Source organism: Actinoplanes sp. NPDC021490 (assembly GCF_055562135.1).
This window is the reverse complement of sequence record NZ_JBVHFW010000003.1, coordinates 200,577-216,635: the sequence shown is the minus strand read 5'-3', so window position 1 is coordinate 216,635 and position 16,059 is coordinate 200,577. Positions and strand designations below refer to the sequence as shown.

Sequence of the window (16,059 nt, the reverse complement as noted above, 5' to 3'; positions counted from 1 at the left end):
CGGTCATGCGCGTTCCCACCGCGGTCATCACCGCAGGCTCCCTGATCGGCGGCTGGCAAGTGGCCCGCCGCACCGGCATCCGCCCCCTGGGCGGCGCAGTCCTGGCCGCGGGCGGCCTGGCCGCCGGCCGCGAGTGGTCCCGCCGCACCTCACCGGCCGTGACGGGCGCGCTGGTCGCCACCTACCTCGGCGCGTTCGGCCTGTCCCACCCGCTGGCCAAGAAGATCGGCTCCTGGCCCGCGGTCCTGACCGTCTCGGCCCTGACCGCAGCCATCTCCTACGCCGCCGCCGACCGCCGCTGATCGGCATCGCCGATCCGGTGAATCGCTGCGCGCCTGAGGACGGCCCGCGCGAGAACCGGCCGCGGTGAGCTGCCGCGGCCGGTTCCTGTGGCTCTAAGTGAGTGTTTTAGAGGGCTGCAGTTCGGGCTTGTCGTCGTTGCTGGCGGCGAGCCGGTTCACCGCGGGCGAGACGCCGGAGCATCTGGTTGATTGCGGCCCAACGGATCAGCTCCTCGGAGACTGCCGGGTCACGTTCGTAGTCACGGGCCAGGCGGCGGTAGGCGGTCAGCCAGGCCAAGGTTCTTTCCACCACCCACCGCTTGGGGTGTACCTCGAACCCGCGCTGATCGGCGGGCTTACGCACGATGTCGATCACGATGTTCAAGGTGCGGGCGGCCCAGTCGAGCAGCCGGCCGGCAAAGCCCTGATCGGCGAACACGTAACGGATCGGCGTGAACAGGAAGACGCTCAGCAGGGCCGTCTTGGCGCCGTCGCGGTCCTGCCACGACGCGGCCAGCACTGTCACGCTGACGAGCAGGCCGAGGGTGTCGGTGACGATGAATCGCTTACGCCCGTTGACCTTCTTGCCCGCGTCGTAGCCTCGGGTGTCACGCCCGACGGTGTCGGCCGCCTTCACCGACTGCGAGTCGATCACCCCGGCTGACGGCTCGGCGCTACGGCCCTCGGCCAGACGGATCTGCTCACGCAGCTCCTCCAGGATCCGCTCGGTGACGCCGCGTTCCTTCCATCGCTGGAACCAGCCGTACACGGTCTGCCAGGGCGGGAAGTCCACCGGCAACTGCCGCCACGAACACCCCGACCGGTCGATGTACAAGATCGCGTCGACGATGTCCCGGAAAGGATGCTTCGGGATCCGTCCCGGCTCCTTGATCAACGGAAGCATCGGCTCGATGATCTCCCACTGCTCATCGGTCAGGTCAGACGGATACACACGCTCACGGCCCACACCCAGACCCTGGCGCGACTACCGGGATCACCGCGGACACGCCGTCCGGCCACCCTCAGAAACACTCACTAATACTCCACTGCGTCGAAGTGCCAGTGCTGTAGGGCATGCCCTGTCCAGGCCCAGTTGCCGACCGGCCGGCCGTTCCCGGTGCCCCCGTTGGCGAACGCGTCCATGTGGTTGTTCGGGCCGCCCAGTTGTACGGCGAGCAGCCGACCGCCGACCTGCGCGTTGTAACCGGAGACGCGGAACCTTTGACCGGTGCTGTACATGCATTCGTAGACGTTGTACCGCTTGCCGTTGGCGCCGCCGGAGGACGCCGGATAGTCCAAGCACTTATTGCTGAAACGAATGCTCTCGAGCCAGTATGGATAGTCGAACTCCCGGTTGTACAAGAGCTTCCAGCGCAGCGGTGCGCCGTTGTTGCAGTCCCAGAGATCAACCGGCGAGTTGTTCGCCCCACCGCGGTTCTCAGGAGCGTCCAGACACTTCTGAGCGCCCGCGTTCCGCAGGTAATAGATGCCGAGGAACTGAGTTCCCGGCCAATCAGCCCCAGCAATGAAGTCGTCGCCGGCCGCGACCACGGCCCTCGCGACCACGGCTTTCGCGGGCGCGGCCGTGGGAGCCGCCAACACCAGCAGGACACCGGTCAGGACGGCGGTCACCGCCGCTAGCGTTTTCCTGATGTGCATAAATCCTCCCGTGTCATGACTACACGGCGAACCGTGCGAGTCTGTGCCTCAGCTTTATCCGGGAGTCCGGCCCTGGTGTCAGCGCAGCGCGCACAGGTCTACGCAGGCAACGCACATCGAGCGGAGACGCCAACCGACCTGCACGAGACGCGCTACTTCCGCGGCATGAACGACGACCGTCTCGACCCCGACGACTTTGCCGGGCCCTGCTCCCGGTGAGCCGCCGGCGCCCGCGAACTCAGTTGCCCGTGCCGAGGGTGCCCATCATCGCGGTGGGGTAGCGGTCGCCGCGGGCCGCGCCGGGTGGGACGGCCTTCTCGATCTCGGCCAGGTCGTCGGCGGTCAAGGTCAGGTCGAGGGCGGGCAGGGCCTCGGACAGGCGTTCCCGCGTACGCGCCCCGACCAGCGGGACGATGTCGTTGCCCTGCGCGGCCACCCACGCGATGGCCAGCTGGGCCACCGTGCAGTCCTTCGCCTCGGCCACCCGGCGCAGGGCCTCGACCAGGGACAGGTTGTGGCCGACGTTCTCGGCCGAGAACCGCGGGGTCATGCCGCGGAAGTCACCGGCCTGGCCGGCCCGGGAGGCGTCCCAGTGGCCCGAGATCAGGCCCCGGCTGAGCACCCCGTACGCGGTCATCCCGATCCCCAGCTCGCGCAGCACGGGCAGGATCTCGTCCTCCACGGCCCGCGAGATCAGCGAGTACTCGATCTGCAGGTCGGCGATCGGGTGCACCGCGCGAGCCCGCCGGATCGTCTCCGCGTTGACCTCGGAGAGGCCGATGTGGCGTACGAAACCGGCGTCGATCATCTCTTTGACGGCGCCGACCGTGTCCTCGATCGGGACGGCGGGGTCGAGGCGCGCGGGGCGGTAGATGTCGATGTAGTCGGTGCCGAGCCGGCTCAGCGAGTAGGCCAGGAAGTTCTTGACCGCGGCCGGGCGCCCGTCGGAGCCGCCCCACGAGTGGTCGGGGCCGCGCAGCGCGCCGAACTTCACACTGAGCTGGTAGCTGTCGCGGGGGCGGCCGCGCAACGCCTCGGCCAGCAGCATCTCGTTGTGGCCCATGCCGTAGAAGTCGCCGGTGTCGATCAGGGTGATGCCCGCGTCCAGCGCCGCGTGCACGGTCGCGATGCTTTCCTCGCGTTCCGGGTGGCCGTAGACGCCGCTCGACATGCCCATCGCGCCCAGGCCGAGCGCCGAGACGGCCGGACCGTTGCTGCCCAAGTTTCGTGTCTGCATGGATCCCACCCTGCGCCGGTCGCCGCGCCGGCGAAAGCGGAGCGCTTATCGTGGGAGGGGCGCTCCCTGGATAGCCGCCGGGCGTGCGGGCGAGGATGGGTTCATGCAGCGTGACGAGTTGGCCGACTTCCTGCGCCGCCGCCGCGAGGCCATCCGCCCGGCCGAGGTGGGCCTGGCCGACGGGCCCCGCCGCCGCACGGCCGGCCTGCGCCGCGAAGAGGTGGCGATGCTCGCCGGCATGTCGTCGGACTATGTCGTACGCCTCGAGCAGGGCCGCAGCAGCCAGCCGTCGACCCAGATGCTGGGGGCGCTGGCCCGCGCGCTGAGGCTCTCCGACGACGAACGCGAGCACCTGTTCCATCTGGCCGGCCACCAGCCCCCGCCGGCCGACGGCACCGCCCGGCTGGCCCGCTCCGGTCTCGTACGGATGCTGGATCTGCTCGGCGACACCACGGCGCTCGTGCTGTCCGACCTGGGGGAGATCCTCGCGCAGAGCCGGGGTTCGCTGTTGCTGTCGGGCGACCAGACCCGGCACACCGGGGATCGCCGCTACCACGTGTACCGCTGGTTCACCGACCCGGCGACCCGGGCCGTGCACCCGCCCGAAGAGCACGATCATCTGACCCGGGCGACAGTGGCCGACCTGCGCGCGGTCGCCGGCCGCCGGCATGCCGACGCGGACGTCGTACGGCTGATCGCCCGCCTGTCCGCCGAAAGTGACGAATTCCGCCGCCGCTGGGCCGAGCACGAGGTCGCGGTGCGGCGCGCCGACCGCAAGACCTTCCATGATCCGCGGGTGGGTCCCCTGGTCATGGACTGCGAGACCCTGGTGACCCCCGATCAACGGCAGATCCTGCTCGTGCTCACACCGGCCGACGCGCCGTCACGCGAGCGCTACGAGCTGTTGCGGGTGCTGGGCCTGCAGGAGTTCAACGCCGGAGTATGACGGCCGCATCCGGGTACGCTTCCCCGGTCATGCCGCACAGTCCCGCTGCCCCACCGTCCCGTCGCCGGCTGTTTCTGCTGCTCGCCGCGGTCGTCCCGATCCTGGCCGCGGTCAACGTCGCCGACAAGTTCGGTCCCCGCCACACCGGCTTGGTGGCCGGCCCGCTCGTCGCGGTGATCCTGGTGCTCCTCGCCCGCCGAGCCGGTCTCACCTGGCATGATTTAGGGCTTTCCCGCCGTACGCTCGTGCCCGGTCTGAAATACGCGATCGGCGCGATCCTGGCCGTCGCGGTCGTCTACGCCATCGGTGTCGCCCTCCCGTGGACCCGCCCCGCGTTCCACGACGTCCGCTACCACCTGCACCCCGGCGCCGCCCTGATGGCCGCCTTCATCATCGTCCCGCTGGGCACGGTGCTGCTCGAGGAGATCGCCTTCCGCGGCGTGCTGATGGGCCTGGTCAACCGCCACCGCGGCGCCGTCTGGGCCAGCCTGACCTCGTCGATCCTGTTCGGCCTGTGGCACATCCTCCCGTCGCTGCGCCTGAACTCGGCCAACCAGGCCGTCGGCGCCGCCGTCGGAGCGGGCACCACCGGCCGCATCCTGGCCGTCGCGGGAGCGGTCGCCTTCACCGCGGTGTCCGGCCTGCTCTTGTGCGAGTTGCGCCGCCGAAGCGGAAGCCTGCTGGCCGCGGCCGCCCTGCACTGGGCCACCAACGGCCTGGGCCTGCTGGTCGCGGCCGGCCTGGCCTCCACGAGCTTCGCTTAGAGACCGTCGAGGGTCAGGGCCAGCAGACCGCGGTCGAGGCCGACAATCAGGTGGTCGTCGATCTGCCGGCAGGTCAGCGCCCGGTGATAGACCGGGATCACCAGCAGCGACTTGCCGAGCCGCGGATCCCACACCCGTACGGTCCGGTCGAGCCCGCACGACACCAGCACCACCCGCCCGCCGATCACCGCCGGCGTGATGCCCGTGACCTCGGCGGTGTGCCCGGTCAGGACCCGCACCGGACGGCCGTCGGCCAGGTCCCACAGCCGGATGGTGCAGTCGATCCCGGCCGACACCACCACCTGCCGGTCCGGCAGATCGAGGGCGCAGAGAGCGTTCACCCCGTCGTTGTGGTGGTTCTGCTCCCACAGCCGGTGGCCGTCGCCGTCCCACAGCCGGACGACACCGTTCTTGTCGGCCGAGGCGAGCGCCTGACGCCCGTCCCGGACGACCGTGGTCAGCGAGGTCACCCAGTTCCGGTGGCCGATCAGCCCGTCGACCGGCCGGGTGGTCTGCGGTTCCCACAGCCGTACGGTCATGTCGTCCCCGGCCGACGCCATGACCGGCTCGCCTTCCCGGTCGACCACACAGACCGCCTCGACCGGCTCCTCGTGGGCCAGGAACGGCTCGGGCGGCTCGTGGCCGTCGACGTCCCACAGGTGCACCTGCCCGTCCTCACCGGCCGACACCACCCACGACTCGACCTCGCACAGCGCGTTGACCGGCCCGAAGTGCGATCCCAGCTCGTCGCGGGCCTCGCCGCTCTCCAGATCCCAGAGCCGGATCGAGCCGTCGCCCCCGGCCGTCGCGACCAGCGTCTCGTCGCCCCGCCGCACCGCGCAGACGTCGGCGACGAGGCCGGGCAACTCGCTTTCCCGGAGTGCCTTGGGCAGATCGCCGGTCGGGTCCCAGACCCGCACTGTGCCGTCGTCGCCCGCGGTGGCCAGCAGGCTGCGCCCGCTCACCGGCAGCTCGCAGACGGCCCGGACCCAGCTCGCGTGCCCGCGCAGCCCGCGCCGCTCGGCGCCCGTCTCGACGTCCCACAGCCGGACCGTGCCGTCCTCCCCGGTGACCGCGAGGATGCAGTTCTTGCCGGACCGGATCGTGCAGATGTCGGTGATCGGCCCGGACCCGGGGCTCAGCGTCGCGACCGGCCGGCCGTCGACCGGGTCCCACAGCCGGACCGTGCCGTCGTAGCCGCCGGAGGCGAGCAGCGTCCCCTGGTCGGTCACGACCGGATAGAGCGTGGTCACCCAGCCCTTGTGGCCGCGCAGCACGCTCCGCGACCCGCCGGTCAGCGGATCCCACAGCCGCACGTAGCCGTCGAAGCCGCTGGAGGCCAGGACGCCGTACGACTGCGGGACCGGCACGTGCGTCACGGCGGTCACCCACCCGGAGTGGCCTCTCAGCGTGCGCACCGGCGTCCCGGAGGCGACGTCCCAGATCCGTACGGTCCGATCGTCGCCGGCCGACACGAGCAGGTCGCCGGCGGGCGTCGGCACCGAGCACAGGTTGCGGATCCAGTCGTCGTGCCCCACGAACGTGTGCCGGCGGGTCCCCGAGCGCGGATCCCAGACGCCGATGGTGCCGTCGTGACCCGCGGTCGCGAGCAGCGTGACGCCGTCGGCCCGGACGGCGCTCAGACTCCGGATGCAGTCGTCGTGACAGGCGAAGGAGCGGACGGTCTGGTTGGTGATCGGATCCCAGAGCCGGACCGTGCCGTCCTCGCCGCCCGACGCCAGCAGGCTGCGGCCGTCCACGACGATCGCGCACACGTCGTGCACCGCCAGCGAGTGCCCCTCGAGAACGGTGCGCTCGAGCCGCGGAGGCGTGTGCGCCCAGCGGGCCCGGTACCGGGCGTCGAAGGTGCTGACGCCGGCGCCGAGATCGTCGAGCCGGTCGACGACCGAGAACTGGGCCGCCCGTTCCTCCGGCTCGGCCGTGACCGCCACCGGGGCGCGCTGGAGCAGCAGCTTCCGGGCCCGGCCGGCCTCCGTTCGGGCCGCCTCGGCATGCGGCAGCAGTCGTTCGAGGCGGGCGTGCAGCAGATAGCCGTCGTCGGTCAGCAGCTCGTCGATCAGCCGGGCCCGCGCCGCGTGCGCGGGCAGCGACCGGAGCAGATAGTCCGGCGCCTCGCCCCAGCCGTCCGCGCGACCGAGCCCGAGCCAGGCCCCGACGAGCCGCCGTTCGTCGTCGCGCCGCCGCCCGGCGTCCTCCCGGCTGCTCAGCAACGCGTCGTTGAGGGCCTGGTGGAACAGCCGGTACGTGGGCTGCTCCGGATCGCCGCTCTCCACGAGGAAGTTCGCCGCCGACGACCTCGCGAAGTCACGCAGCTGTCCGTCCGTGACCTCCGCGCCCAGCGCTTGCATGGCCAGCTGCCACAGATTCAGGGGCAGACCAGGCGTTTCCGCGTACGCGAGAGCCGTGAGCGCCAGTCCGGCCGGTGCGCCGCCCGCTGCGGGCAGGTCGTGGACGTACTCGTTGAGGGCGTCCCCGACCGTGGCCGTGAACGAGACCCGCGCCGGGTCGACCGGTTCCACGTCGCGCAGGGCCCGGGTCCGCGCCACCAGCCCGGCGACCAGGAAGTTGCGGCCGGCCAGCTCGGCGATCCGGCGCGCGACGGGCTCGGCGACGGCCGGATCGGCGTAGGTGGTGCCGCCCGCGAGTTGCAGGGTGGCCTGGGCATAACCCGCGAGATCTTCGGCCGAGAAGAAGGCCGGGGCGTCCAGGTCGACCAACTCGGCGTCCTCGCCGAACCCGCCCAGCAGGTCGCCGGAGTCGTCGGCCCGCCGGGTGCCGACCACCACCTGCGCGCCGAGCTCGGCACACTCGCGGGCGAGCGGCACCAGCACGTCCTCGACCAGGGCGCGGGCGTCGGCCGGGGTGACGACCTCGTCCAGGGCGTCCACGACCAGGTTGAAGCGGCGGGGCCGGGCCTGGAGGCGGGCCCGCAGGGCCGGCACGAGGTCGACGGTGGCCTGGGGCAGCCGGACCCCGGCGCCGCGGGCGATCTCCTCGGCGATCTCCAGCGCGGACTTGCCCTTCGCGTGCACGGCACAGGCCACCGACCCGGTCGTGGCCCGTTCGGCCGCGTCCTCCGGCGGCAACGCGGCGACCACCCCCGGGTCGGCCGTCGTGACGATCCGGCCCAGCACGGCCGACTTGCCCACGCCGGGCGAGCCGGTGACCACCAGGGGACGGCCCGTCGCGTCCGCGCGGTCGAGGAATGCCCGGATGTGCCGCAGCGCCGCGCCCCGGCCCCGGAACCGCGAGCCCCGCTCGGCGCCGCTCGCCACCCCACGGGCGCGTGGCAGCCAGTGCCGCCGGGCCTCGTCGTCGGTCTCGAGGGCCCAGCCCCACGCGGCCAGGGCGGGCTCGTCGGCGTCCTCCAGCCGCCAGTCGTCGAGCGCCGACAGTTTCAGGCCCGGCACGTGCTCGTCGGCGTAGGCCAGCATGAGCGCCTGACCCGATTCCGCGCCGACGACCAGTCCGACCACCGCCTGATAGTCGGAGGACCAGAGGGCCGCGCCGCTGAATCCGCGGGTCACGCCGGCGTCCCCGGCCGGCGTGGACAGCCGCACCAGGCCGTACCCGCCGCTGTCACCGATCGTGCCGGCACTCCGGAGGCCGCCGCCGCTTCCGGGTGGGAAGCCGTAGGCGCGCCATTGCCGTCCGAGCAGTCCCTGGGTCGAGGGCAGGCGCAACCGGGCCGGGGCGACCGAGGCGGGCACGGGCTCGTCGAGCTCCAGCAGGACGATGTCGAGGCGGTTCTCCGCACGGCCGTTGAGCCGGCAGGCCCGCACCTTGCGCCGTACGGTCGGCGGGACGTGCAGGGCCTGCGGGAACGCCACCCACAACTCGCGCAGCTCGCCGTCGGTGAAAGCCACCCGCTCGCTGGAGACGATCAACGTCTGATCCACCACGAACCCGGCGCCCAGCGGCGTTTCGTCGTGGGGGGGGGGGGGGCGCGCCCCCCCCCCCCCCTCCCGCGTGGGGGCGCAAGGGGTCAAACGGCCCCCCGGGGGGTGCGGGGGGGGGGGGGCGGGGGGGGGGGGCGCCCCCCCCCCCCCCCCCCCCCCCCCCCCCCCCCCCCCCCCCCCCCCCCCCCCCCCCCCCCCCCCCCCCCCCCCCCCCCCACGACTCCGTCTTGGCGCCTATCGGGATCAACGGCACGCCGGGGCGTTCCGGTGTGGTGGGGACGGCGTGTGGTGTGCGGGCGACACGGACATCGGACCCCCATCAGGCGGCGAGGATGGGCGCGCGGAAAGCGGGAAAGGAGCCGGGCCGGGGCCCCGCTCTGCGGCAATGCTGCACGGTGATTAGCCGGATCGCAACGACCATTCGGATGATCAATTCGCCGGGCCGCGCCATTCTTTCCGCTCTGCTCGCTGAGCTGCAAATATAAAGATCCACCATGCGCTTTGTCGGATTTTGGCGGCTTGTTCGGGCACCTTGCGCCGCCCGCGCGGCGTCGGCACAATCGGGCCCAACTCGGTAATTCGATGATCCGTTTCCAGCCGTGACGCCCCGGGCGTCCCGGCGGCGCGGTCGTGCGTTTCAGGAGGTCGGCCGCATGCCCGAAAAGGAACTCACCGTCGCGCAGCGGGCTGCCCTGCTCGCTTTAATGATCAAAGCGGGGCCGCTGGAGAATCGTTTCCTGGAGGGCGCGAAGATCAGCCTCAAGAAGACGCCCTATCGAAATCAGCTGGTCGACTGGAAATTGATCACGCTGAAGGAAAGGCCCGAGGCTCCCTATCTCACTCTGGAGCTGACCGAGGCGGGCTGGGGGCGGGCCATCGAGGAGCTTTCCGAGCCGGTTCCGGAGCGGGCCGGCGCTCTCGGCGGGACGCTTTATCTGCTGCTCGGCGTGCTCCGGCAGCACTTCGAGACCCACAGTCTCTCGGCCGCCGAGTTCTTCGCGGCCGACGCGACCCGGGCCGGCTCGCACGCGGCCGCCCCGAGCCCGGCTCCGCGCGGCGAATCCGCCGACGGCGAACTGGACTCGCGTATCCGCAAGGCCTACGCCGGGCTCGCGCCCGAGCGCGGCGCCTGGGTCATGCTCGAGGACGTCCGGCAGGCCGTGGGCGACGCGGACAGGTCGAGCGTCGACGAGGCCCTGCGGCGCCTCGGCCGCGAATCCGACGTGACGTTGATTCCGGAGTCGAATCAGAAGGTCCTCACGGCCGGCCAACGATCCGCGGCGGTCCGCATCGGAAACCAGGACGTGCACCTTCTCGCCGTCGGCCGCTGATGGACGACGACCAGCGTCGCGCCCTGGCCGCCCTGAGGTTCAACTGGGCTCCCACGCCCGACGACGTGTGGCGGTCGGCCCCCTTCCACGTGGACGGTCTGCATCACGCCGTGGTGCGCATGGTGCTCGACGGCGTCGACGAGGCCGAGCGCAGCAGCGAGTCGAGCCCGATCGGCGTGGCGATTCTCGGTCAGCGCGGCAGCGGGAAGACACATCTGCTCGGCGCGGTACGTGCGCAGGTGCAGAGTGCGGGCGGCTATTTCTTCCTGATCAGCCTGCTCGAGACCAGCGCGTTCTGGCGCAGCGCGGCGTTGTCGATCCTGGACGGCTTCGCCCGGCCCACCGCCTCGGGCGAAAGCCAGCTGACGACGTTCCTGCGGCGGCTCGGCACCGCGGTCGGCGCCACCCGCGGCGTGCACCGTGCCGTCTTCGGTGACGCGGAGGTGACCCGTCCCTCCCTCGACGCGTTCATCGATCTGCTCCGCAAGCACCACCGCCAGATCGGCATGGAGAGCCAGGACACCGCGCGGGCCCTGGTGCTGTTCGCCAGCGGCAACTCCGCGTCCCAGGACATCGGTTTCCAGTTCCTGTGCTCCAACGACGAGGAGGAGCCCGGTCAGCGGGCCGCCTGGGGCATGCGACGGGGCAAGCGATCGGCCCAGGAGGTCGTGCGCGACATCTCGCGGCTGCTGGCCCTCACCGGACCCACCGTGATCGCGGTCGACCAGATCGATCTGCTGGTCGCGCAGTCCACCAAGGCGACCAACGCCCAGGGCGACGGGGCCGTCGGGTGGCAGCACGCGCTGTTGCTGGAGCAGGTCGCGGGCGGTCTGATGTCACTGCGGGAGACCACCCGCCGATCACTGTCGGTCGTGGCCTGTCTGCCCAATACCTGGACCGAGATCACCACGCAGGCGACCGACACGGTCCAGGACAGATTCCGGGAAGCCTCGACGTTGCGCAAGATCCCGACGGCCGAGATCGGTCGCGAGCTGATCGCGAAGCGTTTCGCGCAGCCCTTCGAGGACGCCGGGTTCACGCCGCCGTACCCGACGTGGCCGGTCCGGCCCGAGGCCTTCGAGGACGCCCCCGACTACACGCCCCGCGAGCTGCTTCGCGTCATCGACAGCCACGTGCGGGCCTGCCTGCGCGCCGAGGCCGTCTCCGAGCTGCACAAGCTGGATCCGGAGGCGGAGAACACCGTGCCGGTGGTGACGCCGATGCTCGATCCCGAGCCCACGGCGGAGAGCCTCGCGCCGATCGACGAGCAGTACGCGCAGTTCCTCGAGCACGCCGATACCCGGCCCGCGGTCGATCAGACCACCGAGGATGTCGAGGTTCCGTTACTGCTCACCGCCGGCCTCACGGCGTGGATCGGGGAGCGCGGCGCCGACGGGGACGCGTTCAGCGTCGACCCGCACGCCGGGGGCAAGCCGGCCCTGCACGCCCGGCTACGGCTGAGCCTCACCGGGGACGACCTCGACGCCGAGTCCGAGGACGAGGAGCACTGGGCGTTCCGGGGCATGTGCGCCGTTCACCACATCGCCGTGCTCAACCGGATCCGCAACGCGGTCACCACGGCCGGGCTGACCGCGGGAGTCACCAAGCGCCGCCTCTTCCTGCTGCGCAACCTCGACGTTCACCCGTGGTCGCAGGGCGCCCGCACGCGCGAGGTCGTGAAGGACTTCACCGAGGCCGGCGGCGTGGTGCTGCCGTTCATCGACGATGACATCAGGCGTCTGCGGGCACTGGCCGACCTGCTCGACAAGTTCGGGTCGGAGCGTCTGCTGCCCTGGTTCCGCGAGCGGCGGCCGACCGCCGAGATCGGGCTTCTCCAGCAGGCGCTGGGGACGATCGAGGCTCCGGCCGCGGTTCCGTCGGCGGCTCCCGCGGGTGGTTCGCTGCCGCTGGGCTTCCCGGTGGACGGGGGCGAGGCGGTGACCATCGACCTGGAGGCGATGCGCCGGCACACGGCCATCTTCGCGGGGTCCGGGTCGGGCAAGACGGTTCTGATCCGCCGCATCGTCGAGGAATGCGCCCTGCGCGGGGTGTCGACGATCGTGCTCGACCCCAACAATGACCTCGCCCGCCTCGGAGACCCCTGGCCGGAGCGGCCGGAGTCGTGGGACGACGAGGAGGCCGCGCGCGCCGGGGAATATCTGCGGTCGACCGAGGTCGTGGTCTGGACGCCGAACCGGGACAGCGGGCGCCCGATCAGCTTTCAGCCGCTGCCCGAGTTCGCCGACATTCTGGATGACCCGGACGCGTTCGCGGCCGGCATCGACTCCGCGGTGGCCGCGCTCGCGCCGCATGCCCGCGTGGACGGCAAGACGGACAAGGCGGTGCTGGGGCGGGCTGTGCTGCGCGAGGCGATGATGAGCTATGCGCGGGCGGGCGGCAGCGACCTGCGCGGCTTCATCGGCATGCTCAACGCGCTGCCCGAGGGGGTCAGCCTGCTCGACGAGGCGACCAAGCTGGCCGGCCACATGGCCCAGCTGCTCACCGCGGCGATGGTCAACGACCCGATGTTCGGCGGGCGGGGCGCGGCCATGGACCCGGGCGAGCTGCTGACCCCGTCCGAGGGCTTCCGCGCCCGGGTGTCGGTGATCAGCTTCGTGGGGCTGCCCGACGACCAGCAGCGGCAGAACTTCGTCAACCAGCTGCAGATCGCGCTGTTCGCGTGGATCAAGCGGAACCCGGCGGGCGACCGGCCGCTGGGCGGGCTGTTCGTGATGGACGAGGCCCAGACGCTGGCGCCGTCGGGCACCATGACGGCCTGCACGCAGAGCACCCTCGCGCTCGCCTCCCAGGCCCGCAAGTACGGCCTCGGGCTGATCTTCGCGACTCAGGCGCCCAAAGCCCTGCACAACCGGATCCCGGGCAACGCGGCGACCCAGTTCTTCGGCCTGCTCAACAGCCCGGCCCAGATCACGGCCGCGCAGGACATGGCCCGGGCCAAGGGCAGCAGCATCGCCGACGTGGCGCGGCTCAAGGCGGGCCAGTTCTACGCGACCGTCGAGGGCGGTCCGTTCGTCAAGCTGAGGGCGCCGCTGTGCCTGAGCTACCACCCGCGCAGCCCGCTCACGACCGAGGAGGTGCTGGCGCGTGCCGCGGACCGACGGAGCCGGCATCGGGGGATGCCTATCCCTTGACCGGGTGTGAACGTACGGTGAGGGGATGACAGCGGCGACGGTTCCCGGCGCGGTCCTTCCGGACGGGCCGGACAACCACAGGCTCGTGCAGGCTCTCAAGTTCGCGGTGTCGCGGCGCGGGACGATGCAGAGGCTCCGGCGGCGGTACGGGTCGGCGTTCACCGTGGAGTCGCTCAACCTCGGGCGCATGGTGATGCTGGCCGATCCGGCCGAGGTGCGGGAGCTGTTCCTGACCGGTCCGGATCTGGCCGACACGCCCGACGCCAACCTGGGGTCGGTGCTCGGGCCCGGGTCGTTCTTCGCGATCTCGGGGGAGGAGCACCGCCGGCAGCGCAAGCTGCTGACGCCGCCGTTTCACGGGCGCCGGTTGAAGGCGTACGAGGAAATCATCGAGGCCGAGACGCGGCGCGAGACGGCGTCGTGGCCGGTGGGACCGGAGTTTCCGGTGATGCCGTCGACGATGCGCATCACGCTCAATGTGATCCTGCGGGCGGTTTTCGGGGCGGACGGGGCCGAGCTCGACGAGTTGCGCGGGTTGCTGCCCAAGGCGGTCAAGCTGGGGTCGGTGCTGGCCGTGCTGCCGGTGCTGCGGCTCGATCTGGGCGGGCACGGGCCGGGGGCGCGGTTCGAGCGGCACCGCAGGCGGTACGACGAGATCGTCGATGTGCTGGTCGAGCGGGCGGCGGCCGATCCGCGGCTGGCCGAGCGGGACGACGTGCTGGCCATGCTGGTGCAGGCCCGCTACGACGACGGGTCGCCGATGAGCCGCAGCCAGATCGCCGACCAGTTGCTGACCCTGCTCACGGCCGGTCACGAGACCACGGCCACGACGCTGGCCTGGGCCGTCGAGCGGCTGCGGCGGCATCCGGAGATCCTCGAGCGGCTGGCGACCGGCGGCGACGACCTGATCGACGCGACGATCACCGAGGTGCAGCGGGTGCGGCCGGTCATCGAGATGACGTCGCGGCAGGTGCGGGCCGAGTCGCTGCGGATCGGACGCTGGAACCTGCCCCGGGGCACGGTGGTCACCGCCTGCATCGCCCTGCTGCACGAGAACGAGTCGCTCTTTCCCGAACCGGGACGCTTCGACCCGGACCGGTTCGCCGGCGCGCGCGCCGACACGTACGGCTGGATTCCTTTCGGCGGCGGGGTGCGCCGCTGCATCGGGGCCGCGTTCGCCGGGCTCGAGATGCGCGTCGTCCTGCGCACGATCCTGCGCGACTTCGTCCTCGAACCCACCACCGCCGCCCCGGAACGCTCGCACAACCGCGGCATCGCGGTGGCCCCGGCCCGGGGCGGCCTAGCGGTCGTGCGCCGCCGTTAGATCGTCGTGGTGGACGCGGTTGCGGCCGTTGTTCTTGGCGACGTACATGGCCGTGTCGGCCCGGCGCAGCTCGGCGTCCGGGCTGGCGCCCGAGCAGGCGGTGATGACGCCGATGCTCGCGCCGATGTAGACCGGGCGGCTCGGGGTGTCGAAGGGCCGGGACAGCGCCTCCAGGATGCGCCCGGCGACCGTCTTGGCCGTCTCGTCGTCGGTCCACGGCAGGATCACCGCGAACTCGTCGCCGCCCAGACGGGCCACCACGTCTCCCGTACGCACGTTGGCGCTGATCCGCGCGGCCACCGCGACCAGCACCGCGTCACCCGCCTCGTGGCCGAACGTGTCGTTGACCGGCTTGAAGCCGTCGAGGTCGATGTAGAGCAGCGCGGTCGGGCCGACCGACTCGCCGATCGCGGACGCCCACCGGTCGTGGAAGCGGCGGCGGTTGGCCAGACCGGTCAGCTGGTCGGTGGTGGCCTGCTCCTCGACCGCGCGCAGCGCCTTGGCCAGCAAGTGCACCAGACCGTTGAGGCGGGCGATGACCAGCAGGAACAGGATGGTGCAGCCGGCCACGATGACCGGCACGTCGATCGGCATCCCGCGCATCCACTCGATCGCCAGCACGGCCGGGGCCATCAGGCTGGCCACGGCGAGGGCGGCGACCCGGTGGCGCGGGGCTGGGCCCTCGGCCGACGGCGTGCTCTTGCGCGACAGCAGACCCACCGAGGGGTGCAGCGCCGCGGCCCCGCCCAGCGCCTGCATGGCGATCCAGCCCAGGTCGACGATGTTGCCGGCCTGGTAGCCGATGCTGAGCTCGAGCAGCGCGTAACCGATGTCGGCGTAGAGCAGCGCGACGATGCTCGCGACGAGCAGCCGGAAGGACGGCGGCCGGTCGCCCTTGCCGGTGACCAGCCGCGAGAGCACGGCCAGGACCAGCAGATCGGTGATCGGGTAGGCCAGGGAGACGGCCCGGGCGAGCGGGCTCAGATCCTCGGCCCGCACGTACGGCACGATCAGGAACACCCAGGCCAGCATGGCCGCGCCGGTCGAGAGGACGAGCGCGTCGATCAGACCGGGCAGGTCGCGTCCGGGGCGGCGGGCCCGCACCAGCCCGACCACCGAGATCGCCAGCATCACCGCGAAACTCAGGTACAGCAGGTCCACGTACGAGGGGAAGACGTCCCCGCCCGTCGTGAAGTGCTGAATCCAGTACGCCACCTCGGCCAGAGCGAAACAGGCCCGCGCGGCCGCCATGAGATACCAGGGCCACCGGACGGCCGGCCGGTGACGCCGCACCCCGGCCACGATGGCCACGGCCGCCGACAGGCCGACCCCGGCGACGATGGCTGCCTGCACCCATTCGAGCGGGAAGGCGTAATAGACCACGGCAGCCGCGGCGCACACGGTCAGGTACACCTGCCAGGCAGCGAACCGCCACCTCATCACCG

General features: G+C 71.8%; 11 protein-coding genes. 6 read left to right on the top strand and 5 right to left on the bottom strand.

The features are described 5' to 3' along the window. Positions 1-5: 5 nt before the first annotated feature. Positions 6-302: a hypothetical protein gene (locus ACZ3I4_RS09285; protein ID WP_465381392.1), complete on the top strand. Its 297-nt coding sequence runs from the start codon at positions 6-8 to the stop codon at positions 300-302. Between the two features lie 106 nt (positions 303-408). On the opposite strand, the gene ACZ3I4_RS09280 is transcribed toward ACZ3I4_RS09285, so the two are convergent. The 3 genes from ACZ3I4_RS09280 to ACZ3I4_RS09270 all read right to left on the bottom strand — a co-directional run bounded on the left by ACZ3I4_RS09280 (position 409) and on the right by ACZ3I4_RS09270 (position 3,177). Beyond that, complete coding sequence (locus ACZ3I4_RS09280) at positions 409-1,248, bottom strand: IS5 family transposase (protein WP_465381391.1); 840 nt, start codon at positions 1,246-1,248, stop codon at positions 409-411. Between the two features lie 68 nt (positions 1,249-1,316). Next, positions 1,317-1,913, bottom strand: a complete 597-nt coding sequence (locus ACZ3I4_RS09275) for an RICIN domain-containing protein (RefSeq protein WP_465381390.1) — start codon at positions 1,911-1,913, stop codon at positions 1,317-1,319. Between the two features lie 265 nt (positions 1,914-2,178). Next, on the bottom strand, positions 2,179-3,177 hold the full coding sequence (locus ACZ3I4_RS09270; RefSeq protein ID WP_465381389.1) for an aldo/keto reductase: 999 nt from the start codon (positions 3,175-3,177) through the stop codon (positions 2,179-2,181). A 103-nt stretch (positions 3,178-3,280) separates the two neighbouring features. Here ACZ3I4_RS09270 and ACZ3I4_RS09265 point away from each other — a divergent pair, with 103 nt between their 5' ends. Both ACZ3I4_RS09265 and ACZ3I4_RS09260 read left to right on the top strand, forming a co-directional pair. After that, on the top strand, positions 3,281-4,123 hold the full coding sequence (locus tag ACZ3I4_RS09265) for a helix-turn-helix transcriptional regulator (protein WP_465381388.1): 843 nt from the start codon (positions 3,281-3,283) through the stop codon (positions 4,121-4,123). 29 nt (positions 4,124-4,152) lie between these two features. Then, complete coding sequence (locus ACZ3I4_RS09260; RefSeq protein WP_465381387.1) at positions 4,153-4,887, top strand: lysostaphin resistance A-like protein; 735 nt, start codon at positions 4,153-4,155, stop codon at positions 4,885-4,887. Here the strand turns inward: ACZ3I4_RS09260 and ACZ3I4_RS09255 are convergent. Next, complete coding sequence (locus tag ACZ3I4_RS09255; RefSeq protein ID WP_465381386.1) at positions 4,884-8,807, bottom strand: WD40 repeat domain-containing protein; 3,924 nt, start codon at positions 8,805-8,807, stop codon at positions 4,884-4,886. The two genes, ACZ3I4_RS09260 and ACZ3I4_RS09255, sit on opposite strands and share 4 nt — an antisense overlap. Positions 8,808-9,460: 653 nt before the next feature. Between ACZ3I4_RS09255 and ACZ3I4_RS09250 the strand changes: the two genes are divergently transcribed. The 3 genes from ACZ3I4_RS09250 to ACZ3I4_RS09240 are packed head-to-tail and all read left to right on the top strand — an operon-like array spanning position 9,461 to position 14,614. After that, on the top strand, positions 9,461-10,138 hold the full coding sequence (locus ACZ3I4_RS09250; RefSeq protein WP_465381385.1) for a hypothetical protein: 678 nt from the start codon (positions 9,461-9,463) through the stop codon (positions 10,136-10,138). Beyond that, positions 10,138-13,290 (top strand): helicase HerA domain-containing protein, encoded by a 3,153-nt coding sequence (locus ACZ3I4_RS09245; protein WP_465381384.1) that lies wholly within the window; start codon positions 10,138-10,140, stop codon positions 13,288-13,290. Before ACZ3I4_RS09250 ends, ACZ3I4_RS09245 begins: the two co-directional genes overlap by 1 nt. Before the next feature lie 25 nt (positions 13,291-13,315). Beyond that, positions 13,316-14,614 carry a cytochrome P450 gene (locus ACZ3I4_RS09240; protein WP_465381383.1) on the top strand — a complete coding sequence of 433 codons (1,299 nt, stop codon included), beginning with the start codon at positions 13,316-13,318 and terminating at the stop codon, positions 14,612-14,614. Here ACZ3I4_RS09240 and ACZ3I4_RS09235 read toward each other — a convergent pair. Beyond that, entirely contained in the window at positions 14,591-16,054 is a 1,464-nt protein-coding gene (locus ACZ3I4_RS09235) for a diguanylate cyclase domain-containing protein (protein WP_465381382.1), read from the bottom strand. The genes ACZ3I4_RS09240 and ACZ3I4_RS09235 overlap by 24 nt on opposite strands. Positions 16,055-16,059: the final 5 nt, after the last annotated feature.

Bases quoted from the DNA above. Each gene is read 5' to 3' on its own strand.
- ACZ3I4_RS09235 (WP_465381382.1), bottom strand. From the start codon at position 16,054: ATGAGGTGGCGGTTCGCTGCCTGGCAGGTGTACCTGACCGTGTGCGCC.
- ACZ3I4_RS09245 (WP_465381384.1), top strand. From the start codon at position 10,138: ATGGACGACGACCAGCGTCGCGCCCTGGCCGCCCTGAGGTTCAACTGG.
- ACZ3I4_RS09265 (WP_465381388.1), top strand. From the start codon at position 3,281: ATGCAGCGTGACGAGTTGGCCGACTTCCTGCGCCGCCGCCGCGAGGCC.
- ACZ3I4_RS09260 (WP_465381387.1), top strand. From the start codon at position 4,153: ATGCCGCACAGTCCCGCTGCCCCACCGTCCCGTCGCCGGCTGTTTCTG.
- ACZ3I4_RS09270 (WP_465381389.1), bottom strand. From the start codon at position 3,177: ATGCAGACACGAAACTTGGGCAGCAACGGTCCGGCCGTCTCGGCGCTC.
- ACZ3I4_RS09250 (WP_465381385.1), top strand. From the start codon at position 9,461: ATGCCCGAAAAGGAACTCACCGTCGCGCAGCGGGCTGCCCTGCTCGCT.
- ACZ3I4_RS09285 (WP_465381392.1), top strand. From the start codon at position 6: ATGCGCGTTCCCACCGCGGTCATCACCGCAGGCTCCCTGATCGGCGGC.
- ACZ3I4_RS09240 (WP_465381383.1), top strand. From the start codon at position 13,316: ATGACAGCGGCGACGGTTCCCGGCGCGGTCCTTCCGGACGGGCCGGAC.